We start from the raw sequence: 25,724 nt of genomic DNA on the forward strand, positions 1-25,724 counted from the left end.
GTGAAAAATAAAGCACCTTTTCTAGACTATTGATAATTTTATTGTAAATATTGTTTTTTTGATATTAACGCTTTGACAAGCGAAGTTTTTATTGATAAATATGCTTCTTCATTCTGTTGTAAAATTTTTTCATCTCTTTTTTGTTGTCTTTTAAGAGAATCTTCATCTTTTTTAATATTGTTGAACTCTATTAAAGCTTGCTGTTTTATAAGTTTTTCGCTTAGCTTCTTTTTGTTATCTGCTAAAGTTTGTAGTTCATTCTTAATATTTTTCATATCCTCTTTGAGTTTTTTTCTCTCATCATCATTTTTTGATATATTCAACACATCTCTAATCGTGTTCTCTCTTCTTATGGTAGCGTTTATTTCTGATATAGTTTTAGCTATATTTTTATTTATCATATTGTTATGTTCCATAGGAGAGAGTTCTCCTATGTTAAATTCACAAAGTTTCTTTTGTAAAAGTTCTCTTTTAAAATTAATCTGCTCTATGGAGAGTGCAACTTTGTTGTAGATTTTTACAATAGACATCATTGAAACAACACTCCATCTTAAGCCGCTCTCTGCTTTGATTTGAGGAACTTTATATTTTTTACCGTTAACGACTATAATATCTAAAGAGTAGTAGTTTAAAAAACTTATAATCTGTTTATTTAACATGCTTACTTCAAAAAGTATAAAATGTGCAATATGTTCAAACATCTCTTCAAAGTGCACCCTAAAAACATATCCTGAAAATCCTTTGAAAAAGATATCATTTTTGTCATATCTTGAAGTTAGTTTGTCATTTATTATTGATTGAATATATTGAAAAACATATTTTTCATAAGTTTCATTATCTAACTTTTTGTCAATTAAATAAGTATTGACAAACTCTCTTGCAGCTTCACGATAAAAATCATCACTCTCTTTTGCGCTACAAAAATTATCGTAAAATAGTTTTAGTTCTTCTTCATCAAGTCCATTATATCTACTTGCAATTGTTCCTCTCTCCTCTTCACGAATAACCTTAACTTTAGAAGTATCGAAAAGTTTTATAAAGATAGAGTTGTTTTTAAAAAATATAATGTCATTTTCATGCAGTTCATGTGCTTTTCTAATAGCCTACCTGATGAGATCTTTTTGGTTTGCTTCATCATCTGATTTTGTTTTTAAATAAGCATTTATCTTATCTACTAATTTTTCAGAAATACAACTCAAATCATCTCTGCTTTTATAACAATGTATTATCAAGTTTTGATTATCATTTAAAATTTTTATAATATTTGTGATTATTGCAGACATGATTATCCTCTTTTGACCATATGTCGGCAATTTTGTAGAAAAAGCATCTTTTGTAACTCTCTTAATATTTATAAGATAAATCATATGAAATTTATCCTGATTATACTATAAATGTTTATAATTACAATGCTATTAAAATTTGCCTACACAAACCTCACTTTCAAATTTTAACCCCTTCTATTTTTCACATGTTTAAAACATGTGAAAATAAATAAAGCACTCTTTTATACCAAAAGAGATAAAATCTCTTTATGATAAAAAGAGTAAAAACTAAGCAAATTTTTGTAGGTGATGTTGCTGTTGGCGGTGACGCACCTATAAGTGTGCAATCTATGACATTTTCAAAAACTTCGGATATAACTACTACCGTCGAGCAGATAAAGCGTCTTTATTTTGCAGGGTGCGACATAGTGCGTGTTGCAGTTCCGGAGATGGAAGATGCACTTGCTCTAAAGAGTATAAAAGAGCAGATCTCGCTTCCGCTTGTAGCAGACATCCACTTTAACCACCGTTTAGCCCTCGTAGCCGCAGAGGTCGTAGACTGCATTCGCATAAATCCGGGCAATATAGGCTCAAAAGAGCGTGTCAAAGAGGTTGTAAAAGCTTGTCAAGCAAGAAATATCCCTATTCGCATCGGTGTAAATGCCGGAAGCTTGGAGAAAGAGTTTTTAAGCAGATATGGACAAACCGCAGAGGGGATGGTAGCATCCGCCGAGTACAACATCAAGTTTTTAGAAGATTTGGGTTTTGATGATATTAAAATCTCACTAAAAGCAAGCGACGTTCAAAGAACAGTCGATGCCTACAGAATGTTGCGTCCTAAAAACAGCTACCCTTTTCATCTTGGAGTAACAGAGGCCGGAACACTCTTTCATGCAACCGTTAAAAGCTCAATAGGTCTTGGCGCACTTCTGCTTGATGGAATCGGCGATACAATGCGAGTGAGTATAACCGGAGAGCTAGAGGAGGAGATAAATGTTGCGCGTGCAATTCTAAAAGATAGCGGTGCGGCAAAAGATGGTCTAAACATAATCTCATGTCCGACTTGCGGACGTATTGAGGCGGACCTTGTAACGGCAGTTGGCGAGATAGAGAGACGTACTACACATATAAAAGCGCCTCTTAACGTCTCTGTTATGGGGTGCGTCGTAAATGCCATAGGAGAAGCCGCTCATGCAGATGTCGCTATCGCTTATGGCAAAGGAAAGGGACTTGTTATGGTAAAGGGCGAGGTTGTTGCAAACCTTGATGAGAGTGAACTTGTAGATAGATTTGTACAAGAGGTAGAAAAAATGGCTAAGGATACGCACTAATGCAAGAAAATTTATATAATTTAGCTTTTGAGAGAAGCATTTTAAGCTCAATTGTTTTTGAACCGAGCCAGTTTGACGAACTAAGTGTTACTCTAAAGAAGGATGATTTTTACCTTCCTGCTCATCAAGATATCTTTAAAGCCATGACTCTTCTTCTACAAAAAGATCAGCCCATTGATGAGGAGTTTATCAAAAAAGAGCTCCTTAAGATGAAAAAATTTGATGAGAGCGTTATGCTTGAAATTCTCTCAGCAAACCCTATATCAAACACCAAAGCTTATGTTGATGAGATAAAAGACAAATCTCTTAAACGCCATCTCTTAACACTTACAACCGAGATTAAGAGAGTAACGGTAGAAGAAGAGCTTCCATCTGCCGAAGTTGTCGATATTGTAGAGAAAAAACTCTATGAAATAACTCAAGAGAATCAGACAAGCGACTTCAAAGACTCCCCTAAGATGACATATGACACCATGGAGTACATCAAAGAGATGAAAGCTAGAGGCAACAGCGTCTTAGTCGGTGTTGACACAGGCTTTCATGAGCTAAACAAGATGACTACGGGGTTTGGCAAAGGGGACTTGGTAATAATTGCCGCTCGCCCTGCCATGGGCAAGACATCTTTTGTATTAAATACCGTAAACTCTCTTATATCTCAAGATAAAGGCGTTGCATTTTTCTCGCTTGAGATGCCTGCTGAACAGCTTATGCTAAGGCTTCTATCTATTCAGACATCTATTCCTCTTCAAAAACTCCGCGTAGGAGATATGAATGATGATCAGTGGAGTTCGTTAAACGGAGCAATTGATAAGATGAATCATGCAAAACTTTTTGTCGATGATCAAGGAAGTATAAATATAAACCAACTCCGCTCAAAACTAAGAAAACTCAAAAATCAGCATCCAGAGATTGAGATAGCGGTAATTGATTACCTTCAAATTATGCAAGGAGTCGGAAATCAAGATAGACACCTACAGGTTTCAGAAATCTCCCGCGGGCTAAAAATGCTCGCACGTGAGCTCAATATGCCCATAGTTGCGCTCTCTCAGCTTAACCGTGGATTAGAGTCTAGAAACGACAAACGCCCTATGTTAAGCGATATTCGTGAGTCCGGCTCAATCGAGCAAGATGCCGATATTATCCTCTTTGTTTACCGTGATGACGTCTACCTCTACAAGGAGGAGAAAGAGCGTGAAAAAGCGGCAAAAGCAGAAGGCAAAGAGTTCATTCCAACCTATATCGAAAAAGAGGAAGAGGATGCCGAAATAATTATTGGAAAACAGAGAAACGGTCCAACAGGGCATGTAAAGCTTATTTTCCAGAAAAAACTAACAAAATTTGTTGATGGGAAAAAAGGGATAGAGACAGTTTTTGAAAATGTAGATATGCGCTCTGCAAATATTGACATTGGAAATGATTCAGTATCTATGCCGCCTCTTTGATAAAAGATGATAGAGAGAGTCTCGCTTTTTGCTTCAAAACGCGACTCTTTATTTCTTATCTCTATTGTCTCTTTTATCCTTATTTTTTCACTCTCTCTAGAGTATATAAACTATAAAAAATTTACAAATTTTGACTCGGCTCTTCTTGATGCTACCGTTTTAAAACAGTACACCAAAAGTAAAAACAACAGAGAGTATCAAGTACTAAAACTAAAAAGCAAAGACAATCTCATTTTTTACACAACAGCCAAAAAATCCCTACAAGATTTAAAAAACCAAGAGGTAGAGATTGAAATCTGGCCTAAAGATTTAAACTTCTACAAATACCTCACTACCTTTTACGGATACAGTAAAATCACAGAGATAAAGAGTACAAGTAGCACAAAACAAAACCTTAACGATTATATCTCCTCCATGCATAAAGAAAAAGAGCCTCAAAATATATATCAAGCACTCTACACGGCAACCCCGCTGGATATAGAGTTGCAAAAAATCTTCTCAACGCTGGGCGTATCACACCTTCTTGCAATAAGCGGTTTTCATCTAGGTGTACTAAGTGCTATTTTGTTTTTTATCATGCGTCCTCTTTATGGCTTTTTTCAGGATAGATTTTTCCCATACAGAAACTCTAAGTTTGACCTTTTTATGCTTGTTGGTCTTGCTCTTTTTACATATATGCTCTTTTTAGATTCGCCGCCATCGCTGATTCGGGCTTTTGGTATGCTTGTTGTCGGTTTTATTCTTTATGACAGAGGGATAAAGATAATCTCAATGCAGACTCTGTTTTTAACAATCTTGCTTCTTTTAGCACTCTTTCCCCGCCTACTCTTCTCTCTTGGTTTTTGGCTCTCGGCAAGCGGGGTTTTTTATATATTTTTATTTTTAATTCACTTTAAGCACTTAAGCAAAGTTTGGCAATTTATACTTCTGCCGGTTTGGGTATATCTTTTAATGCTTCCCTTCTCTTTGGCAATTTTTGAAAATTTCAGTATCTACCATCCGCTCTCTATTTTATGGACAACACTCTTTACTCTCTTCTATCCGCTAAGTATACTTCTTCATATAGTCGGGTTTGGAGATATTTTTGACCCCGCTTTGCTATGGCTTTTAAAGCTGGGAGAGGATGGAGTTTTAATAACACTTAATCAATATCTATTTTTTCTCTATCTCCTCCTCTCCTTTGGAGCTATTTTTAACAGGCTCTGCATGAGGTTGCTTCTGGGCTTTGCTTTGTCTCTTTTCATATACGCGATTTATCATGTAGCATAGCTTTAGTCCATATACAAATATAATCCACGATACATAAATCCATAAGAACAGAAACATAACGATAGAAAAAGAGCCATATATCGTTGCATATGCTTTGTTATAAAAGACATAGTAGATAAAGCCGTTTTTGGCAATGCTAAAAGCGATGGAAGTAATAAATGAGCTTATTAGTGAGGCTTTTGTATTGATTTTTGTATTTGCCGAAATTTGAAATATTAGAAAAAAGAGCGCCCATATAATGAGATAGGGAACATAAGGAAGAATATTGATACCGGATGTATATTCACTACCTGACATCAAAGAGGCGACATATCCGGTTATATAAAAAGAGACTCCAAGACCTATAGGCGTTAAGGTAAGAAGCGTCCAAAAAGTTGTCACAGACTCCCAAAAACCTCTTTTTTTTACATGAAAAATCTTATTTGCAATATATTCAAAATTTTGAAAAAACAGAAGGGAAGAGACAATCACCACCACAAAACTTATCATGCTCATCTCTACGGAGTTTTGTAAAAAACCGTTTATATATTTCATTAACGAGTCTGAGTTTACCGGCATTATGTTTGAGAACATAAACTCTTGAATCTTCTCATAATACCCTGAAAAACTCGGCATAGAGGTAAAGACGGTAAGCATAATTAGCAGAAGCGGAATTAGTGTAAAAATTGTATAGAAACTAAGACTTGCCGCATAAAAAGTAAGGTCTCTATCTATAAATGAGATTACGAAAAGTCTTATATATTTATAGATTTTTTTAATTATTTGAAACAAAAAACACCCTTTTGGCAAATTGATAACTTTATTATGACACATCATCACTTATTTTTTTTATCTCTGTGTTATAATAAGCAAAAATTATATTTTAACACAACACAAAAGAACAAAGGTTGCTACAATGGGCACAAGGCAAAAAATCACATTGATTCTATCCGGACTCTTTTTGGTATTTTTTATATCGATGATTATAATTGTTTCACTTAGTTTTAGAAACTTCGGCATAGAGAGTGCTCAAAAAAGAGCCATGCTGACTGCTGAAGTTGTAAAGAGCGGTCTAACCTCACATATGGTTAACGGCATAATGGATAAGCGGCTCTATTTCTTAAATCATATAGAAAATATTGAAAATATTTCTGCCCTCTGGGTTGCTAGAGCACCGACAGTAATTAAACAGTATGGAGAAGGTTTTAATAACGAGATTGCCCGAGACAAAATAGACAAAAAAGTACTCGCAAGCGGAAAAACAGAACAAGAGATTATTGAGACTGCCGTTAAAAGTACAATACGTATGACTATACCATATAAAGCCTCCTCATTTGGCGACACAAACTGCATGTCTTGCCATGATGCCAAAGAAGGAGAGGTCCTTGGAGCTATAAGTATGGTAATTGACATTAGCGATATTAGGGGAAGCAGTTTTACTACAGTGGGATATACTGCACTTTTGGCTCTACTTATTATGGCAGCGGTACTCCTAGTGGTAAATAAATTTCTAAAACCATATATTAATATTTTTTACTCCATCAGAGATGTCATGATGGCTGCGTATAGCGGTAACTACTCAAAAAGGGTTGATGGAGGAGAGCTTGAGGAGAGCAAATCTGTTGCAAATATGCTCAACTCCCTCCTTGAGAAACTTCAAAAAGTATTTGATGAGATTGACAAAAAAGTATATATTTTTGTTCAAAACAAAAACAAAGAGGTATCTCATGACCCGCTTGTAAATATTAATGACACCATAGATAAGCTCTCAGAAATCTATAAATTTAAACAGACGATTGAGCATGATGAAAAATTAGAAGATATATACGATAGATTAGCATATGTCTTTAAAACAAAATTTAAGCTCAGTGACTTTACTATCATAGAAGCAGATGCACTTAGCGGCATTAAGAAAGTTGTTTACAGCGTAAACGGCTGTCACTGTGATTTGGCTGATGGAGAGTGCAGAGCAGACAGAATAAACAGCATAGTTGATTCAACAATCTTTGATGAGACATGCAGTAAGTTTCATAAGCCCAATTTAGAGTATCTATGTCTTCCTTTCTCAATCTCAAATGAGTTAAACCTTATAATTTCTGTAGTTACACAAGATAAAGAGGAGAGCCTCAGGGTTAGAAAACTAGCCGGCTTGATAGAAGATTATATAGCTACGGCAAGACCTGCAATTGTCAGTAAAAAACTTATGCAGATACTAAACAAAATGGCTAGAGTAGATCAGCTAACCGGAATGTTCAATCGTAAATACCTTGATGAGTTTGCAGAGACAGCAATTCCACAAGCATTAAGAAGTAATATCCCATATGGAGTTTTGATGATTGATATAGACTTTTTCAAGATGATTAACGATACATATGGACATGATGTGGGAGATGAAGCGATAAGAGTAGTCTCAAGAGTAATCAAGGAGTCAATCCGCTCCTCAGATATTGCCGTTAGATTTGGCGGTGAAGAGTTTATAGTACTTCTGCATAACTGCGATAAGGCGTATATAAAAGAGGTTGCAGAAAAAATTCGTACAAATTTTGCCAAACAGAAGATAAGTGCCGGTTCTGAGACTTTTAGTAAAACACTTAGCGTCGGAGCGGTTATGTTTCCGGATGATAGCGATAGTATCTGGAAGTGTATTAAATATGCGGATATTTCTCTATACCATGCAAAAGAGCATGGTAGAAATCAAGTCGTATGTTTTGATCAGAGCCTAATCAAAGATGAGAAGATGAAAACCTCATTCTAATCCCATCTTTGATGGGTTTAAAATATTATTTGGATCAAATGCCATCTTGATAGCTTTAAAAAGTGCCATCTCTTCGGGAGTAAACGCCATTGACATGTAAGGCGCTTTTGCTAGCCCTATGCCATGTTCACCGCTTAGAGTTCCACCCAAATCAATGGTCGCTTGAAAAACTTCTTCTATAGCCTGATATGCAATTTTTACCTGCTCAGGGTCTTTTCCATCCACCATTACATTCGTATGAACATTTCCATCTCCCGTATGCCCAAAACATGGAATTTTGACGTTGTACTTATCCGCTATTGCATAAAACTTCTCTAAAAGTTCAGGCAAAGCTGAGCGTGGAACGGTTACATCTTCATTTAATTTTTTGCTTCCATAAACACTTAGTGCGGGTGAAGCGTTACGTCTTGCAAACCAGAGATCGGCTGCCTCATCTTTATCTTTTGCAATTTTAAACTCATAGCAACCATTCTCTTTAAAGACCTTCTCAATCTGGGAGAGCTGAAAATCAAGATCTACCTCTAAGTTCCCATCTACATCAGTTACCAAAAGAGCGCCTGCATCAACAGGGAGTCCTTTGTTAAACGTCTGCTCAACTGCGCGGATAGTCAAATTATCCAAAAACTCCATAGCAACAGGCGTTATACCGCTTGCCATTGTCTTATATACGGCATTCATAGCTTCATTAACACTGCTAAAGATTCCCATTGCGGTTTTTGTCATCTTTGGTTTTGGGATAAGTCTTAGAGTTATCTCACTAAGTACAGCCAAAGTTCCTTCGCTTGCTATTAAAATACCGCTGATGTTATAACCTGCTACATCTTTAATAGTCCTTTTTCCTGCTTTAATAATATCGCCGTTTGGAAGCACTGCACGTGTTGCCATTACATAATCTTTTGTGATTCCATACTTAGCGGCGCGCATACCGCCTGCATTTTCACTCACATTTCCGCCGATACTTGAGTACTCTTGACTTGCGGGGTCGGGCGGGTAGAAGAGCCCCACCTCTTCTACTGCACGCTGCAGGTCCATATTTATCACACCGGGTTGAACTATTGCGACCATATTTTTCATATCAATCTCAAGAATTTTGTTCATATGCTTCTCAAACGCCAGAACAATTCCGCCGCTGCTTGGAAGTGCTCCGCCTGTAAAACCGCTTCCTGCACCGCGAGGAACTATAACTATTTTATGCTCATTGCAGTACTTTAAAATTTTACTTATATCATCTTCATCTCTTGGAAAAATAATCGCATCAGGTTCAAAACGCTCTCTTGTTGCATCATAAGAGTAGGCTAGCAGATGAGCTTTGTCACTATAGATATTCTCATCTCCAACAACTTCTTTAAAATATGTCAAATGTTTTGCATCAATCATTATCTACCCTTTAATATCAAATTCTTCTACTAAATCTTGCAATTTTTTACCGCCACTCTTTACCGCATCGTAAAGTTCTCTGTTGTTAGGGTTTGCTTTTATCATAAGCTCATAGTAGTGAGGCTCATACTCTTCTAGCTCACTGCTTCCCTCTCCCCACCAATTTGCACTAATCTTTTGCACTCTTGTGTGAAAAGGTAGATTTACCTCTTTTTGCTCAAGCTTTGCCTCAGTAGTAGCAAGTATTTTAAAACTCTTTGCATCAAGCGTATAGACTCTCTCATCTAAATAGATAAAAACAAGACCAACCGAAGTGCTAGAGCTCATCTCCTCAAAATCACTTCTAAGCGGTGTCGGATGCCCATTAAATGATAAAATAGTCGCAAAAATATCTGGATGTATCCACTGAAGTTTAGAGCTTTTCGTAATTTTGTAGTATATCTCCTCGTTTGGAGCGATTAAAAGTCCTCTTGTATATCCAAAAGCTAAAACAGCAGTATCTCCGACCTTCACACTCCATTTTCCGCTTGGCAGAGCACTACTGCTAAGTCCACTAAACTCACTTATTGTAACTTTAGCAGTTTTATTCTGCTCATCAAAACTCTTAACTACGGCATTTTTTAAAATTGTCGTATGCTCTGAGTCTATCCCATGAACAATAAAACCGCTCACTCCGACATCAATTTTTTCAATATTGATTGTAACTTCTGTTGCATCTTCGTTTATTCCCACTACGGGAGACTTTACAACAACTCCAAAAAGCTCTAAGGCTATAATAAAAAGCATAAACAGATATTTCATTTTCACTACTTTGTAAATAATATAGTGCGATTATAGCAAACAAACCTCATACTAAGGCAAATTTTGTTAGAGTTTTAAAATTATTTTTAAAATTTTATATTTATGGTTATATATATGATACGATTTTTTATACTTTTTTTATTCACTATACCGCTGTTTGCGGCACAAGTTGAAACATTTCGCTGGAGTAACGGGGAGACATACCTTGACTTTTTAGAGAAAAACAATCTTCCTCTAAAACATCTTTACTATAATTTAGATGAAGATGAACAACAACTCACCGAGGAGATATATTCAGGCGTTCACTATCAGATCTCAAGAGATAAAAACAACAATATTGACCAGATTTTTATACCGCTTAACGATGAACTACAAATTCATATATACAAACATAACTCAGAGTATCTTTTTGAAACAGTACCGATTATAAGTGAAACAAGAGTTGAAGCATTTACTCTTAAAATAAAGCACTCTCCATATCTAGACATCATAAGAGAGACCGGCTCTACAAAACTTGCGACCATTTTTGTATCAAGCTTTAAACACTCTCTAGACTTCAAAAGAGACTTAAGAAAAGGCGATACGCTTGCTATGATATATGAGCAGAAGTATAGACTTGGAAAACCTTTCTCCATGCCTACTCTAAAAGCTGCCATGATAGAGATGAGAGGTAAGAAACACTATATCTATTTAAATGATGACGGTAGATTTTATAATGAAGATGCAAAAGAGGTAGAAGGGTTTTTACTTGGAAATCCTGTTAGAAGCGCTAGAATATCCTCAAAATTTACAAAAAGAAGATATCACCCTATTTTAAAAAAATATCGTGCTCACCTAGGTGTTGATTACGCTGCTTCTCGCGGTACTCCAATTGCGGCTGCAGGAAGTGGAAGAGTTGTCTATATGGGTCGTACAAGAGGCTATGGAAAGATGATTAAAATACAGCATAGTGACGGATACATGACTCTTTATGCTCATCAAAGCTCATTTAGAAAAGGGATAAGAAAAGGTTCTTATGTAAAAAAAGGGCAGATTATAGGTTATGTAGGAAGCACGGGTCTCTCTACCGGTCCACATCTTCATTTTGGACTCTATAGTAACGGTCGAGCTATTGACCCTCTAAGAGTTGTTCAAGTTGCTACCAAAAAATTATCAGGTGCAGAAAAAAGTGCATTTTTAAAACTAAAATCTAATTATGATGAGAGCATAGCTCTGCATATTGCCAATGAGACAAAGTATGCAAGAGTATCTACTTCTCAATCTATCTGCTATTTCTACAATGGAGAGTATTGTGTACAAGATAAACCGGATTCAAGCTCTTAGAGAACCTAATTTTATAAAACCGATTTTAATAGACTACTCTATTGGGGGAGTTCAGAGGAAGTGGGAAGCAGTTTTGACACATGATAGTGTTGCCGTTTTACTATGGCATAGCCAAAAAGATGCTTTTGTACTTGTAAAGCAGATGCGCGCAACTGTTTTAAATAAAAATCCAAATAACCCGATGATGTACGAACTCTGTGCCGGAATAGTAGATAAAAATATGAGCAATGCACAAATTGCAAAAGAGGAAGTGTTAGAGGAGTGCGGTTATGATATACCTCTAGAGAGTCTGCAAAAAATTAGCTCTTTTTACACAAGTGTCGGAATCTCTGGAACTTTTCAAACTATATACTATGCAACTTGTGATGACTCCATGAAGATAGACGATGGAGGAGGATTGGATGATGAAGATATAGAAGTAGTCTATATTCCGACAAAAAATGCAAGAGCATTTATGTTTGATGAGGGGTACCAAAAGACCACTGGCGTTATGATGGCATTTTATTGGTTTTTTGATTCGGCTAAGTAAACTCTATAGGGTCCATATCTATCTCGGCAATAGGTGTTTTACATGCTAAAACCGCTCTGATAATATCAGTACTTTTATCTGAGCGCAGAAGTATCTCAAATCTATACTTATCTGCAACTCTCTCAATAGCGCACTTTCCAAATCCTACTACCTCGATGTTGGAAAATTTTTGCAGACACTCTAAAGAGCTCTTCATCTCATCCTGAGCTTTAATGCCGTTTTTATGCCAAAATAGAATACGGCACAACTTTTTATATGGCGGATATAGCTCTTTTCTATACTCTTTCTCCTCTTCTAAAAAATCCTCATATTTATCGATATAAGTATTAAAAAAATCTTGATTAAATGTTTGAACTAAAACTCTTGCACTATCTTTTCGTCCGCTTCTTCCCGCTACTTGGATAAGTGTTGAGAGTGCTTTTTCTCTTGCTCTGTAGTCACTCATGTTAAGCATATTGTCAAGCCCCATAACAACAGCCAAAGAGACACCATGATAATCGTGCCCCTTGCTAATCATCTGAGTTCCTACAAGTATATCTATCTCTTTATCATTAAAGCTCTTGAGAGCGCGTTTTAGTTTATTTGCCGTAGTAATAACATCTCTGTCAAACTGCTCTACCACAGCTTCTTTAAACTCACTATTTATATCTTTTACAACCTCGGCTGTTCCGAGTCTTGAGCTTACAAGATTAGGTGAGTTACACTCTGAACAAACTTGAGGGATAGCTTGAGCAAAGTTACAGTAGTGACAACTTAGAGAGCGTGTTTTTTGATGTATGCTCATACCTACACTGCAAAATTGACATTTATAGGTATGTCCGCAATCAGCGCATATGAGATACTTGAAGTTTGCACGGGTCGGAAGAAAAAGTATAGCCTGCTCTTTTGCCTTTAGTGCCTCTTTGAGACTCTCAAGTATCATCGGCGATAGTTTTTCGATAGAACGCTCATAAACAAACTCTTTTTTTGAAGCAAAATATCCACCCTTAAGCCGTACATGAGGAAATTTTACATAAGTAGTAAGGCTTGGGGTGGCACTCCCTAAAACAACACTAGCTCCGTAAAGTTTTCCCATATATATAGCTATATCTCTTGCGTTGTAGCGCGGTCTTGAAGATGATTTATAACTATCATCATGTTCCTCATCTACTACAATCAGACCTAAATCTTTTATGGGCAAAAAAAGAGCCGAACGAGGACCTGCGATTATCTTTGCACTTCCATTATAAATCTTTGCAAGTGCCTCTTTTTTCTGTTTTGGGGTAAGTTTTGAGTGCCACATAACAACCGCATCTCCAAAGTGACAATGGAGTCTTTGACTCATTTGAGGAGTAAGTGAGATTTCCGGCATAAGAAAAATAGAACGCTTCTTCTTTTGCATCATCTCCTCAAAATAACGCATATAAATCTCTGTCTTTCCGCTTCCGGTATCTCCAAAAAGGAGAGAGACTTTATGCTCTTTTAAAAACTTAAGCGCATCTTTTTGCTTTTGCGATAGGTTTATATCTATGTCTTTAAACTCAAACGAGGCATCAACACTCTCTTTTGCATAAGGAGTCATCAATCCCAGTGCCTCAGCAAGTGAACAGATGTAGTAAGATGAGATAAACTTTGCAAGAGCGAGCTGTTTTGGCACATATATAAAGTTATAAGCTTCTAAAATTTCACTAGTTTTAAAATCTGGCTCTTCACATGTAGCTAGCAAAACCCCGTCAATTTCTCTGTTTCTAACCTGTACTTTTACTTTTGTGCCAAGTTCAATAATATCAGGGCTTTGATATGTAAAAGGTTCTAGAGGAGAGTTGAGAAGTGCTATGCTATAGTAATACAAAATTTTAGGTTGTCCAATATAAAAAGAGAGTCGCTGCAACTTTGTGCAGATTTTTAATCTAAATAGATTTAATTGACAAGAATGTTACAGTTGCCGTTACCAGCAACACAAGTAAAAGTTCCACTTGCTGGATTATAAGTAAAAGTTGTATCCACATTTCCTGCCCTAAAGACATATGTTCCGCTTCCGGCCTCAGCGCTCCATTTACCATTTACTCCAGGCTCATTTGCTACAGGGTACATAAGAACACCGCCAAACAAACCGCCGTTATCCAAGTTGGCAGCTGTAATCCAGTCAGAATCGCCCTGTATTATCCTGCTCTGTCTCTCACTAATAATGCCCGAACGAACAGAAGCAACATCTGCACGACCTTTACTTATCTCTGCATCCGTTCTTGTTGCTGCAAGTCTAGGAATAGCAATAGCGGCTAAAATACCAAGAACTACGATAACAAAAACCATCTCTATCATAGTAAAACCGCGAGAAAATCTCATAAAAAACCTTACGTAATAACTTTAAAACTATTCTAAAATAACTTAAAAATAACTACTTTTATCTATCTGTTCCCAAGTAAAGCTTGGGAACGAGAAAATATTAACGAGTTACGCTAGAACCTGTTAACTGTATAGCGCCTTCTGTTACTGTTTCAAATAATACACATGGACCAGTACCAGATGTATCTACACCAGAAATAGTTAATGTACTTCCATTTGCATCAGTTGCAACTGTACCTATAGCACAAGTACTTGTAGCACCACCACTTTCTATTTGAGCAGTTATAGTTGTACCAGTAACTGCTAATGTATCACTTCCATCAATAAGAGTAGTCAAATCAGGGACAGCTCCAGTAGCAGTAGCAGTAGATTGAATCTGATTTACAGCATTCTTCCAATTTGCCATCGCCGCAGTTGCTTTTGCATCATCACGAGTCGCAGCAAGTCTTGGAATAGCAACAGCTGCTAAAATACCTAAAATAACGATAACAAATATCAACTCAATCATAGTAAAACCGGCTCTTTTCATAAGAACTCCTTGTATAAACAAAAATTTGGGTTACTCTTGTAACCTTGGCAAACATTATGAAGTATCTATGATTAATTATTGCTTAAGAGATTTAAAATGCATATTGGAACTTTAATTGCTTGTTTTGTGTTACTTACAAGTTTAGGTTATGCAATAAACCAAATTCTGACACGAAAGTGTCAAGCTTCAGTGCCTTAGCGGCTAGCGTAGATGGCGGAATTACTTCCGACATCGTTTAAATTTAAAAAAGGAGTTTACATGAGCATTGAGATATCTGCTTCACACCATCTTGCAGCAAAAGCACTTGACTACAGGGCTATTCGTCAAGATATGATATCCTCAAACATTGCAAATGCCGATACTCCTTACTATAGACCAAGAGATATACGATTTGAAGATGCACTGGCAAACGAGAGCGCAAAGATTCAAAACCAAGGCTCTTTAAAGCTACAGATGGCTCAGACAGATAGTGCTCATCTCCCCTTAGCTGATGAGAGTAGCTCTTCAAGAGCTAAAACATTTTTTAGAGACGGTCACATGGCAAGAAATGACGGCAATAGCGTGGACTTGGATGTAGAGACTACAGAGATGAGTAAAAACTCCATTATGTTTAATGCTCTTATTGGTGCCATGAAGAAAAACTCAGATATTTTCAAGAGTGTTATAGACTCATCTTCAAAAGTTAGTTAAGGATAGAATATGTCAAATTTTTTAAGCAGTTTTGATATTAGCGGTTACGGGCTCTCAGCTCAAAGAGTAAGAGTAAACACAATCTCTCAAAATATAGCAAATGCACAGACTACTAGAACTGAAGAGGGCGGGCCATACAGAAGAAAAGAGGTAGTTTTTAAAGCTATCAACTTTAATGAGCAGTTCAATCAGGCAGTAGAGGGCATGACGGATAGCGCACAGTATCAAGACCCGCTAAATGAGGGTGAATTTGGTAAAAAGGTCAATCCTGCTATAATGAGCGTTATAGTTGATAAAATTTCGCGAGATGACAGAGAACCTAAACTAAAATTTGATCCGGCACACCCAGATGCTGACGCAAACGGCTATGTCGCTTATCCAAATATTAATCCTGTTATAGAAATGGCCGATTTAGTAGAAGCAACTAGAAGTTATCAGGCGAATGTCGCCGCTTTTGAGAGTTCTAAAAACATGGCAAACAGTGCAATTTCACTATTGCAATAACATAGAGGTAAATTATGAGTAGTATTGAGAATATTTCAGGCGTATCTTCCGCCGAACTGTTAAAACAAAAGAGCAAGATAGAGGGAAATGGTGGAGAAGATTTTGCCGATACCCTAAAATCTGCTATAAATGAAGTAAATGAGCTTCAAGAAAAAGGCGACAAAGCTGTTGGAGATATAGCAACAGGGCAGGTAAAAGATTTACATCAAGCCGCACTTGCCATTGGAAAAGCAGAAACTAGCATGAAGCTTATGCTTGAAATTCGCAACAAAGCACTCAACGCATATAAAGAGCTTGGCAGAACTCAACTCTAAAACCGTTTTATAAAACTAAATCTCTGCTCTGCTCAAAAAACCTTAACATGCATCATTATCATAAAATGCTATAATCCACTAAAAATTAAGACAGCATAAAATATGAATAACCAAAACAGAGAAAACAAAAGTAAAAAAATATTTATCTTATACTCCCTAATTGTGCTGGGTTTTTTACTATTTCTGTTTGTGATGCTTATTGCAACACTAAAGCCACGTGACCTCCCCTCGCTCTATACAAAAGAGAGCTCTAAAGCAACTAGAGGCTCAATCATAAGTGCTGACGGCTTTCATATAGCATCCACTGTAAAACTCTACAAAGCTGTTGTAAATACTCACTACATAGACCCTAAAAAAAGAGAACTTTTTATAGAGCTCTTTAGTATTTACTCAGGTATTGACGCAAAAGAGATAAGAGAGAAGATAAGTAAGCAAAAAGGTGTTGTAGTCCTTAGTTATAATGTAGAACAAAAGCAGGCTCAATATCTCAAGCAACTCGCTTATGAGCTAAGACGTCTTAATGTTTTTATGGAAATAAAAAATCCAATCACAGGAAAAACATCCCTTCATGGCTTAAATATCATCGAGAGCGGAGAGAGCAGAGAGTATCCATACAACAATCTTTTAACCCCTATAATAGGCTACCCGCAAAAAGCTGAAGATGATGGCTATACCTATATAAAAGGTATCAAGGGTATAGAGAAAAAGTTTGAGAATGAGCTTCAAGCAAAGCAAGATGAGCTAAGTCAAGGGCCAAGAGATGTAAACGGCTATATAATCTTAAACAAAGATAGTTTTACAAAACCTGAGATAAAAGGTCTTGATGTAAAACTAAATATACCCGTTAGCCTTCAACTACGAATTGAGAAGATGCTTGATAAGATGAAAGTTGAACTTGATGCAAAAGAGATAATAACTGCTGTAATGGATACAAAAAATGGCAACATAATTACCATGGCAAGCTCAAATAGATATCTTCCAAAAGCTATAAAAAAGAGCGACTACCCTTCTCTAAACAGTGCCATGACAGAGTATAGCTTTGAGCCGGGAAGCGTTATAAAGAGTATAGTTTTTGCACTTCTTTTAGATAAAGGAGTTGTTAATCCATATGATTTAGTAAATGGGCATAACGGACGCTATAAAATTGGGAGAAAGGTTATAACCGATGAGCATAAATTTGACTGGCTCTCTGCTGAGAATGTAATTGTGCACTCATCAAATATAGGAATAGCTCAACTTGCGCAAAGGCTATCCGGTGTCCAGTTTAATCAAGGTCTGCTTGATTTTGGCTTCGCATCTAAATCAACGCCCGATCTTGTCTATGAAAGAACCGGCTCTATTCCTCATATTATGCAGTTAGAAAATGAGATTTATAAGGCAACATGCTCATATGGGTACGGAATGCATGCAAATCTCATGCAGCTTATTCGTGCATATAGCGTCTTTAACAACAACGGCCGGATGGTTACTCCAAAAATAGTTGACCGTTTTATCGATAATCGCGGCAGAGAGATAGTTATTCCTCAACATGAGCAGACTCAAGTCATAAAAAGTTCAACTGCGCATAGGATGAAAAAGATTTTAATAAAAACTGTAGATGAAGGAACGGGCATAAAAGCAAAAACTGCCGGTTTAGAGATCGGGGGCAAAACAGGAACTGCGCATATAGTTGAGGGGAAAAAGTATGTTAATGAGTACAATACTGCCTTTATCGGCTTTGCAAACGACAAAACAGAAAGATACACAATCGGAGTAATCGTCATTCGTCCAAAAAAGAGCCAATTTGCCTCTCAAACAGCTGTACCCGTCTTTAAAAATATTGTAAATACTTTAGTCGAAGAGAGCCACCTAAAGCCAAATATTGTCAAGTAGTCTAGTAGTTCCCACCTTTACCTCAACCAAAATAACTGTATTTGCTATCTCTACATGCGAGAGTCGGTTAAATTGACGGTCTAAAACCTCTACATAAAAAATTTCTAACGGTGCCAAAGTCTCCCTCATTGCAGTAGTTATCTCCTCAGAGTTAAGGACTCCTTTACTTACCATAGCACTTGCTCTGCGCAAAGATGATGCTATTTTAAGCGCTTCTACTCTCTCATCCTTGTTCAAATAGACATTTCTACTACTAAGTGCGAGTCCATCCTTTTCACGTACGGTATCGACAGGGACTATCTCCACATCCATAAAAAGTTGTTTGACCATTAAGGAGATAAGATTTAGCTGCTGTGCATCTTTTTTGCCAAAATAGGCTCTTGTCGGTTTTACTATGTTTAAAAGCTTCATAACAACTGTTAAAACACCGTTAAAATGCCCTGGTCTGCTCTCTCCCTCTAAAACATAGCCTCTTATTTTTGGAGCCAAAACAGAGACCTCATCAACTCCGTACATATCGCTTACTTGAGGAAAGAACATAATATCAACACCGCTTAACTCACATATCTTTTTATCAGCTTCATCCTTTTTCGGATATTTTTCTAAATCCTCATCTTTTAAAAACTGCGTAGGATTTAAAAATAGTGAGACTACAACTATCTCATTTTGCTCTTTTGCTTTTTTTATAAGTGCAATATGCCCCTCATGAAGTGCGCCCATTGTAGGGATGAAACCAATACTTTGGTTCATACCTACAAGATAATTTTTTAACTCTGCCGGACTAGAAATAATCTTCATTTTAAGCCTCAATTTAATATAATCGAAATTATACACTATTGGATTGATTTATGGATAATTATGAATATACAGAACTTTTAAAAAACCTCTCTAATAAAATGGACAACATTACTGATGTAGTTGAGCCTCATAAGCTTCAAGCTCGCTTAGATGAGATTACAGAGCTTGAAAATAGACAAGATTTTTGGGATGATGCCTCTAATGCAGCAGTAGTTCAAAAGGAAAAAACTCAATGCGAGCGAAAACTTAAAAAATATAGTGTTGCTAAAAATGAACTTCAAGATGCCAAAGAACTCTATGAGATGGCTAAAGAAGAGGGCGATGAGGAGTCTATAAGTGACTGTTTTGAGAGTGCCCAAAAGCTTGAGGATTTCATACGAGCTATGGAGATAGAAGTGCTCCTAAGCCAAGAGATGGATGCAAATAATGCGATTTTATCTATTCACCCCGGAGCAGGCGGAACAGAGTCTCAAGACTGGGCATCTATGCTTCTTAGGATGTATAAAAGATTTGCAGAGCTTCGGGGATGGAGCATTGAGCTACTTGATTATCAAGCAGGTGATGAGGCAGGCATAAAAGATGTCTCCTTGCTTATCAAGGGTGAAAATGCCTATGGATATCTCAAAGTAGAAAACGGTATTCATAGGCTTGTTCGTATATCGCCTTTTGACTCTAATGCAAAAAGACACACCTCCTTTAGCTCTGTGATGGTCTCGCCTGAAGTTGATGATGATATAAATATAGAGATTGAAGATAAAGATATTCGTGTTGACACATACCGCTCAAGCGGTGCCGGAGGTCAGCATGTAAACAAAACTGAATCAGCTATTAGAATAACCCATATACAAACCGGTATAGTTGTGCAGTGTCAAAATGATAGAAGTCAGCATAAAAACAGAGCTACTGCCATGAAGATGCTAAAGTCAAGACTCTATGAACTAGAGCTTGAAAATCAAAAAGCAGAAGCAGACGGCATAGCAAAAAGTGAGATAGGTTGGGGTCATCAGATACGCTCTTACGTTATGCAACCCTATCAGCAGATTAAAGATACAAGAAGCGGTGTAGCATACTCAAACGTCACTGAAATACTTGACGGCAATATAGATAAAATTATAGAGGATGTGCTTATTTCTCAAAATCGCTCGTAGATTTTTTTAGAGAATCGCTCTTAGGTTTTGAGATAAAACTGTAGCCTAAAAAAAGAACTCCAAAAACCATGCTTAGTATAGTTAAGTACTGAATTTGCGCTTTTTGTGCATTTTTAAGCTTCTCTAGAAACTTTGAAGTATCAGGCTTTGAACTCTGTTTTGAAGGCGCGAAGTTACCGCGAACACTTGCCTCCATCCTTGCAACATTTGCCGCTGCTATTTCGTTTTCACTCATAACCTCTTTTGGAGTAACCCAGAAATATAGAACAAACCCAATTAAAAGCATTATTGCACCGACTGTCCTAAAAATAACAGTTTTATACTTTTTAAATATCTCTTTCATTTATATACCTTTTTCTAATATTAATTATGTCAAACTTCCAGTATGAATATACTTAAAGAGTTTAAAGTCAACGATAAATGCTCATATTTATCCGATAAAAATCAAACCACTCACTACAAACTCATCGAGGAGTGCTCTACTGCTCATTGCCAAGATTTGATTGAGCGCGGCTATAGAAGATTTGGTAGAATGTTCTTTAGACCGATATGCTCTTCATGTGATGAGTGCAAAAGCATAAAAATAGATGTGCAAAATTTTAAATTTTCTTCCTCGCAAAGACGAGTTATAAGAAAAGCCGCAGAGATTAAAAGCTACATACAAAGACCAACCATAAGCAAGACACACTTGGCACTCTTTGAAAAGTATCATCTCTTTATGGGCGAGAAAAAAAATTGGGACTACTCACCTTCATCTGCACAAAGCTACTACGCCTCTTTTGTAGATGCTCCAAATGATTTCGGTTACGAGGTTTTATACTTTCATGAAGAGAAACTTATAGGAGTTGACTTAATCGATGTGCTAGATGACGGAGTATCCTCCATCTATTTCTATTATGACCCTGAGTATAGAGGCTACTCTCTAGGTAAGCTCTCTTTATATAATCAGATAATGTTTGCAAAAAGAAGCAACAAAAGGTGGATCTATCTAGGTTACTATGTTAAAGAGTGTCCCTCTCTATCTTATAAATCTCACTATAAACCATATAAAACCCTTGATGGCAGACCGAGTATATATGAAGAGCCAAAATGGCTAGTTACCTAAAAGCTCCTCCTTTTGATGCTCTCTTATCTCTCTTTTTTTCTTAAGAAGCTCCTCTTCTAAAAGTTCTTTTATCTTCTGCTCTTTTGCTCTATCTTTTTCTCTGAGCCATTTTATTCTTTGCGCTTGAGTCTCTTCTTTTCTTGCCGCTCCTTTAGCTTCTTGCTTGCTCTTTTGTTTTTCTAACTCGCTTTGTATAAATGACATTACTTCATCTGATAGAAAAATCTCATCTTTAAACAGGGAGTAAAATTCAAAAATCTCATCCTTATAGTCATCAATTTTAATTATGCCGGAATTTAAAATTTCTGCAAAAAGCCTACTATTGCCCTCTTTAATAGCCTCTTGAAAACTATTTTTAGCGATTCTTGTAAAATTTATATCTTTTTTTGACAACTCTCTTAACTTCTGCAAGTACTCTAAATTATCTATACTTTTGTCCCCTAACTCTATCGCAAATCCATTTAGCTTTGTGCTATTGACATCTTTGATATACTCTTGTATCTCTTTTTTATATTGGGAAAATTTATCTATATCTTTTAGTTTATGTATCGCTTGAGCATTATTATAAATCTGATCACCAAGCTGAGAGTATATAGTAGGATTTTGAGCAGAGAGAATCAAGGAGAGTAGAGTTATAAGTATAAAGTTTTTCATTTTTCTACCTGACTTTTTTATTTTTTTAATTATACTAGATATAATTGCATCATGATTAAAAAAATAAAAATTGAACTAATTTACTTCTTCTCAATCTTGTTGGTGCTATCGGTTTTACAGCACTCAGACCTTTTGCATTCGCCTCTGCAAAGAATCGACTCAATTATGCAGCAAGGGAATTTTTTGCATCCTCTACTTTGGACATCTTTAGTTTATATAGTAATAGTGTCCTTAAGAGTGATTGTTAAGTTTATATTTTATATAAAAAATAGAAATAGTGCTAATAAATCGTAAAATTTAGATTTTTTTGTAGAAGGAGGTAGATAATACCTCCCAAAGGAGGCAAGATAATAAGGAATTAGCCGTTTCTCTTTTTAATTATCTCTTCAGATACATTTTTTGGAACTTCTTCATAGTGATCAAATTCCATAGAGTATGTAGCTCGTCCTTGAGTAGCAGAACGAAGATCGGTTGAGTAACCAAACATCTCAGCCAACGGGACGAAAGCATCAACAATTTTGTTTCCGCTTCTATCACCCATTGCATTTACTTGTCCACGGCGACGGTTAAGGTCACCGATAACATCACCCATGTACTCTTCCGGAACTTCAACTTCAACTTTCATCATCGGCTCTAAGATTGCAGGGCTTGCTTTTCTACAACCCTCTTTAAAGCCCATTGATGCTGCAAGTTTAAATGCCATCTCATTTGAATCGACCTCATGGTATGAACCATCATAAAGAGTGATTTCAATATCTTCCATAGGGTAGCCTGCAAGAACACCGTTGGCCATAGTTTCAGAACAACCTTTTTCAACTGCAGGAATATACTCTTTTGGAATAACCCCACCTTTAATCTCATTGTGAAAAATAAATCCTGCACCGGCTTCGCCTGGCTTAATTCTAAGGAACACATGCCCAAATTGTCCACGACCGCCTGATTGCTTAGCGTATTTATACTCTTGTGAAACTTCTTTTTTTATTGTTTCACGGTAAGAGACTTGAGGAGCACCGACTTCAGCCTCTACCTTAAACTCTCTCTTCATACGATCAACAAGAATTTCAAGGTGTAGCTCTCCCATACCTGAGATAATTGTCTGACCCGTCTCTTCATCTGTATGAACTTTAAACGATGGGTCTTCAGCAGCAAGCTTAGCTAATGCGATACCCATTTTTTCTTGATCTGCTTTAGTTTTTGGCTCAACTGCAACAGAGATAACAGGCTCAGGGAAAGTCATACGCTCTAATATAACCTTATCTTCGGCATCACAAAGAGTATCACCTGTTGTAGTATATTTAAGACCGACTACTGCACCGATTTCACCTGCATAAATCGCTTTTACTTCCTCACGCTTAACAGCATGCATCTTTAAAATACGACCTATACGCTCTTTTTTATCTTTTGTAGAGTTATGAACAAATGAGCCTGCTTCTATTGAACCACGGTAAACACGAATAAAAGTTAATGTTCCAACAAATGGGTCAGTCATTATTTTAAATGCTAAAGATGCGAATTTACCATCATCTTTTGATGGAACTACCACCTCTTTTGTCTCATCATCCATCATTGTACCACGAATATCAGCACACTCTGTAGGGGAAGGTAGATATGCAACAACAGCATCAAGAAGTGTTTGAACACCCTTGTTCTTAAATGCTGTTCCTGTAGTCATTGGAACTATATGCATGCCAATTGTCGCAGCTTTTATTCCTGCTACGATCTCTTCTTCAGTAAGCTTTTCGCCCTCTAGGTATTTTTCGGCAAGCTCTTCATTACCGTCAACCTCAGAGATTGATTCAATTAATTTTTCATGATACTCATTTGCTTTTTCTAGCATATCCGCCGGAATCTCTTCTACATGGTAATTTGAACCCATTGCAGCATCTACATCCCAAACAATAGCTTTCATCTTAACAAGATCTACAACTCCTAAAAAACCATCTTCAGCACCGATTGGCAACTGAATTGGAACCGGATTACCTTTTAGGCGGTCACGAATTTGAGCTTCAACTTCATAAAAATTTGCACCTGTTCTATCCATTTTGTTAACAAAAACAATTGATGGTACGCCATAACGATTTCTTTGTCTCCAAACCGTCTCAGATTGAGGTTGAACGCCGCCAACTGCACAAAATACTGAAACAGCACCATCAAGAACACGCATAGAACGCTCAACCTCAATGGTAAAGTCAACGTGACCCGGAGTATCAATAATGTTAATTTGCTTACCTTGCCACTCACAAGTTGTAGCAGCAGAAGTAATTGTAATACCACGCTCTTGCTCTTGCTCCATCCAGTCCATAGTTGCAGAGCCTTCATGAGTTTCCCCCATCTTATGCTCACGCCCCGTATAGAACAGAATTCTCTCAGTCGTTGTTGTTTTACCTGCATCAATGTGAGCAGCAATACCGATGTTTCTTACGTCTTCTAGTTTATGTGATCTCGCCATAATTTATCCTATTACCAACGATAGTGAGCAAATGCTTTATTTGCTTCAGCCATACGATAGGTATCTTCTTTTTTCTTAAATGCATTGCCTTTATCAGATGACGCATCCATCAATTCATTTGCTAATCTCTCAGCCATTGTTCTTTCGTTTCTTTTACGTGAAGCATCAACTAACCATCTAATAGCTAGTGAAAGCTGACGTACCGGACGTACTTCTACTGGAACTTGATAAGTAGCACCACCAACACGGCGACTTTTTACTTCAATAATAGGCTTGATGTTCTCTATGGCTTCATTAAATGTATCTATACCACTTTTTTCACCACGTGCGCTAATGATATCCATTGCACTGTAAATAATCTTCTCAGCTGTAGATTTTTTGCCATCAAACATAACTTTGTTTATAAATTTCGTTAAAACTTTGCTTCCATAAACCGGATCGGGCATAATTTCACGAACAGGAGCTTTTCTTCTTCTCATTTGTAATTTTCCTTACTTCAATTTGTTTTTGTTCAAATTTACTCAAAACACTTAGAGTGTCCTGTAGCTACTTGAATACTATTCAGCTTTTTCATACTTGCCAACCAATTCCAAAACGAAACTAGTTTCGTGAGCCTTCTGCTGAAGAAAACCCAATGTTAACGTAGTAAAACAGACTAGTTCGTTTTACGTACTTAATGTTATAGCAGTACCTAAAAAATAATCAAAGATTATTTTTTAGGACGCTTTGTTCCGTATTTAGAACGAGCTACAGTACGACCTGTAACACCTGCGGTATCTAATGCACCACGAACAATGTGATACTTAACACCCGGTAAATCTTTAATACGACCACCACGAACAAGAACTATTGAGTGCTCTTGAAGGTTGTGACCCTCACCACCTATGTAAGAGATAACTTCAAAACCTGAAGTTAAACGAACTTTTGCAACTTTTCTCAAAGCCGAGTTAGGTTTTTTAGGTGTTGTCGTGTAAACACGTGTACAAACACCGCGACGCTGTGGACATGATAGTAGAGCCGGTGATTTTAAATTTTTAACCACTTTTTTACGCTCTTTACGTATCAATTGATTGATTGTAGGCATACAATTCCTTTACTTAATTTTTTCCAGTAGAATTTAACTCTCTCTTTTTAGGGAGTTATAGACGCGTGATTGTAGTGAAAATTTAATAAAAGTTAGCTTATTTTAAGTATTAATTAATATATAAATTTTATGTGAGAAAGATAGTTGCTAGAATTTATTTAGAATCAAGTTCAAGATGACT

General features: G+C 36.7%; 26 protein-coding genes. 12 read left to right on the forward strand and 14 right to left on the reverse strand.

Going from position 1 to position 25,724, the window contains the following annotated elements; all coding sequences use genetic code 11:
- Positions 1-38 precede the first annotated feature (38 nt).
- Positions 39-701: a hypothetical protein gene (locus M0Q20_RS01740; protein ID WP_295058230.1), complete on the reverse strand. Its 663-nt coding sequence runs from the start codon at positions 699-701 to the stop codon at positions 39-41.
- A gap of 402 nt (positions 702-1,103) precedes the next feature.
- Positions 1,104-1,367, reverse strand: a complete 264-nt coding sequence (locus M0Q20_RS01745; RefSeq protein WP_295058233.1) for a hypothetical protein — start codon at positions 1,365-1,367, stop codon at positions 1,104-1,106.
- 167 nt (positions 1,368-1,534) lie between these two features.
- Here M0Q20_RS01745 and ispG point away from each other — a divergent pair, with 167 nt between their 5' ends.
- The 3 genes from ispG to M0Q20_RS01760 are packed head-to-tail and all read left to right on the forward strand — an operon-like array spanning position 1,535 to position 5,307.
- A complete protein-coding gene (ispG, locus tag M0Q20_RS01750; RefSeq protein WP_295058236.1) occupies positions 1,535-2,596 on the forward strand; it encodes a flavodoxin-dependent (E)-4-hydroxy-3-methylbut-2-enyl-diphosphate synthase in 1,062 nt (353 codons plus the stop codon).
- Positions 2,596-4,038, forward strand: coding sequence for a replicative DNA helicase (locus M0Q20_RS01755; protein WP_295058239.1), 1,443 nt, complete (start codon positions 2,596-2,598; stop codon positions 4,036-4,038). Before ispG ends, M0Q20_RS01755 begins: the two co-directional genes overlap by 1 nt.
- A gap of 6 nt (positions 4,039-4,044) precedes the next feature.
- Positions 4,045-5,307 (forward strand): ComEC/Rec2 family competence protein, encoded by a 1,263-nt coding sequence (locus M0Q20_RS01760; RefSeq protein WP_295058242.1) that lies wholly within the window; start codon positions 4,045-4,047, stop codon positions 5,305-5,307.
- Here M0Q20_RS01760 and M0Q20_RS01765 read toward each other — a convergent pair.
- Positions 5,191-6,078: a YihY/virulence factor BrkB family protein gene (locus M0Q20_RS01765; RefSeq protein WP_295058246.1), complete on the reverse strand. Its 888-nt coding sequence runs from the start codon at positions 6,076-6,078 to the stop codon at positions 5,191-5,193. The two genes, M0Q20_RS01760 and M0Q20_RS01765, sit on opposite strands and share 117 nt — an antisense overlap.
- A 124-nt stretch (positions 6,079-6,202) precedes the next feature.
- On the opposite strand from M0Q20_RS01765, the gene M0Q20_RS01770 reads away from it, so the two are divergent.
- The gene (locus tag M0Q20_RS01770; RefSeq protein WP_295058248.1) at positions 6,203-8,041 is read left to right on the forward strand and encodes a GGDEF domain-containing protein; all 1,839 of its coding nucleotides are present in this window, start codon (positions 6,203-6,205) and stop codon (positions 8,039-8,041) included.
- On the opposite strand, the gene M0Q20_RS01775 is transcribed toward M0Q20_RS01770, so the two are convergent.
- Both M0Q20_RS01775 and M0Q20_RS01780 read right to left on the reverse strand, forming a co-directional pair.
- Entirely contained in the window at positions 8,033-9,418 is a 1,386-nt protein-coding gene (locus M0Q20_RS01775; protein ID WP_295058251.1) for an FAD-linked oxidase C-terminal domain-containing protein, read from the reverse strand. The two genes, M0Q20_RS01770 and M0Q20_RS01775, sit on opposite strands and share 9 nt — an antisense overlap.
- 3 nt (positions 9,419-9,421) lie before the next feature.
- Entirely contained in the window at positions 9,422-10,219 is a 798-nt protein-coding gene (locus M0Q20_RS01780) for a plasminogen-binding N-terminal domain-containing protein (protein ID WP_295058254.1), read from the reverse strand.
- A 114-nt stretch (positions 10,220-10,333) separates the two neighbouring features.
- On the opposite strand from M0Q20_RS01780, the gene M0Q20_RS01785 reads away from it, so the two are divergent.
- On the forward strand, positions 10,334-11,542 hold the full coding sequence (locus tag M0Q20_RS01785) for a peptidoglycan DD-metalloendopeptidase family protein (protein ID WP_295058257.1): 1,209 nt from the start codon (positions 10,334-10,336) through the stop codon (positions 11,540-11,542).
- Positions 11,511-12,071: an NUDIX hydrolase gene (locus M0Q20_RS01790; protein ID WP_295058260.1), complete on the forward strand. Its 561-nt coding sequence runs from the start codon at positions 11,511-11,513 to the stop codon at positions 12,069-12,071. Before M0Q20_RS01785 ends, M0Q20_RS01790 begins: the two co-directional genes overlap by 32 nt.
- On the opposite strand, the gene M0Q20_RS01795 is transcribed toward M0Q20_RS01790, so the two are convergent.
- The 3 genes from M0Q20_RS01795 to M0Q20_RS01805 form a co-directional block, all read right to left on the reverse strand.
- A complete protein-coding gene (locus tag M0Q20_RS01795; protein WP_295058264.1) occupies positions 12,064-13,902 on the reverse strand; it encodes a primosomal protein N' in 1,839 nt (612 codons plus the stop codon). The two genes, M0Q20_RS01790 and M0Q20_RS01795, sit on opposite strands and share 8 nt — an antisense overlap.
- 68 nt (positions 13,903-13,970) lie before the next feature.
- On the reverse strand, positions 13,971-14,396 hold the full coding sequence (locus M0Q20_RS01800) for a prepilin-type N-terminal cleavage/methylation domain-containing protein (RefSeq protein WP_295058267.1): 426 nt from the start codon (positions 14,394-14,396) through the stop codon (positions 13,971-13,973).
- A 100-nt stretch (positions 14,397-14,496) separates the two neighbouring features.
- Entirely contained in the window at positions 14,497-14,925 is a 429-nt protein-coding gene (locus M0Q20_RS01805) for a type II secretion system protein (RefSeq protein ID WP_295058270.1), read from the reverse strand.
- A gap of 258 nt (positions 14,926-15,183) precedes the next feature.
- On the opposite strand from M0Q20_RS01805, the gene flgB reads away from it, so the two are divergent.
- The 4 genes from flgB to M0Q20_RS01825 all read left to right on the forward strand — a co-directional run bounded on the left by flgB (position 15,184) and on the right by M0Q20_RS01825 (position 18,305).
- On the forward strand, positions 15,184-15,615 hold the full coding sequence (flgB, locus tag M0Q20_RS01810; protein WP_295058272.1) for a flagellar basal body rod protein FlgB: 432 nt from the start codon (positions 15,184-15,186) through the stop codon (positions 15,613-15,615).
- Between the two features lie 9 nt (positions 15,616-15,624).
- Positions 15,625-16,119, forward strand: coding sequence for a flagellar basal body rod protein FlgC (gene flgC / locus M0Q20_RS01815; RefSeq protein ID WP_295058274.1), 495 nt, complete (start codon positions 15,625-15,627; stop codon positions 16,117-16,119).
- Between the two features lie 14 nt (positions 16,120-16,133).
- The gene (fliE, locus tag M0Q20_RS01820) at positions 16,134-16,433 is read left to right on the forward strand and encodes a flagellar hook-basal body complex protein FliE (protein ID WP_295058277.1); all 300 of its coding nucleotides are present in this window, start codon (positions 16,134-16,136) and stop codon (positions 16,431-16,433) included.
- Between the two features lie 102 nt (positions 16,434-16,535).
- Entirely contained in the window at positions 16,536-18,305 is a 1,770-nt protein-coding gene (locus M0Q20_RS01825) for a penicillin-binding protein 2 (protein ID WP_295058280.1), read from the forward strand.
- On the opposite strand, the gene panC is transcribed toward M0Q20_RS01825, so the two are convergent.
- Entirely contained in the window at positions 18,282-19,103 is an 822-nt protein-coding gene (gene panC / locus M0Q20_RS01830) for a pantoate--beta-alanine ligase (protein WP_295058284.1), read from the reverse strand. The two genes, M0Q20_RS01825 and panC, sit on opposite strands and share 24 nt — an antisense overlap.
- A gap of 50 nt (positions 19,104-19,153) precedes the next feature.
- Between panC and prfB the strand changes: the two genes are divergently transcribed.
- On the forward strand, positions 19,154-20,251 hold the full coding sequence (gene prfB, locus M0Q20_RS01835) for a peptide chain release factor 2 (protein WP_295058287.1): 1,098 nt from the start codon (positions 19,154-19,156) through the stop codon (positions 20,249-20,251).
- Here prfB and M0Q20_RS01840 read toward each other — a convergent pair.
- Positions 20,229-20,594, reverse strand: a complete 366-nt coding sequence (locus M0Q20_RS01840) for a hypothetical protein (protein WP_295058289.1) — start codon at positions 20,592-20,594, stop codon at positions 20,229-20,231. The two genes, prfB and M0Q20_RS01840, sit on opposite strands and share 23 nt — an antisense overlap.
- 42 nt (positions 20,595-20,636) lie before the next feature.
- On the opposite strand from M0Q20_RS01840, the gene M0Q20_RS01845 reads away from it, so the two are divergent.
- Entirely contained in the window at positions 20,637-21,356 is a 720-nt protein-coding gene (locus M0Q20_RS01845; RefSeq protein WP_295058291.1) for an arginyltransferase, read from the forward strand.
- Here M0Q20_RS01845 and M0Q20_RS01850 read toward each other — a convergent pair.
- The 4 genes from M0Q20_RS01850 to rpsL form a co-directional block, all read right to left on the reverse strand.
- Positions 21,345-22,010 carry a hypothetical protein gene (locus M0Q20_RS01850; protein ID WP_295058294.1) on the reverse strand — a complete coding sequence of 222 codons (666 nt, stop codon included), beginning with the start codon at positions 22,008-22,010 and terminating at the stop codon, positions 21,345-21,347. The two genes, M0Q20_RS01845 and M0Q20_RS01850, sit on opposite strands and share 12 nt — an antisense overlap.
- Positions 22,011-22,368: 358 nt before the next feature.
- Positions 22,369-24,459 carry an elongation factor G gene (fusA, locus tag M0Q20_RS01855; RefSeq protein WP_295058297.1) on the reverse strand — a complete coding sequence of 697 codons (2,091 nt, stop codon included), beginning with the start codon at positions 24,457-24,459 and terminating at the stop codon, positions 22,369-22,371.
- Positions 24,460-24,470: 11 nt separating this feature from the next.
- Positions 24,471-24,938: a 30S ribosomal protein S7 gene (gene rpsG, locus M0Q20_RS01860; RefSeq protein ID WP_295058300.1), complete on the reverse strand. Its 468-nt coding sequence runs from the start codon at positions 24,936-24,938 to the stop codon at positions 24,471-24,473.
- 230 nt (positions 24,939-25,168) lie between these two features.
- Entirely contained in the window at positions 25,169-25,543 is a 375-nt protein-coding gene (rpsL, locus tag M0Q20_RS01865) for a 30S ribosomal protein S12 (RefSeq protein ID WP_295058303.1), read from the reverse strand.
- Positions 25,544-25,724 lie beyond the last annotated feature (181 nt).

Source organism: Sulfurimonas sp. (genome assembly GCF_023229025.1).
Lineage (GTDB): Bacteria > Campylobacterota > Campylobacteria > Campylobacterales > Sulfurimonadaceae > Sulfurimonas.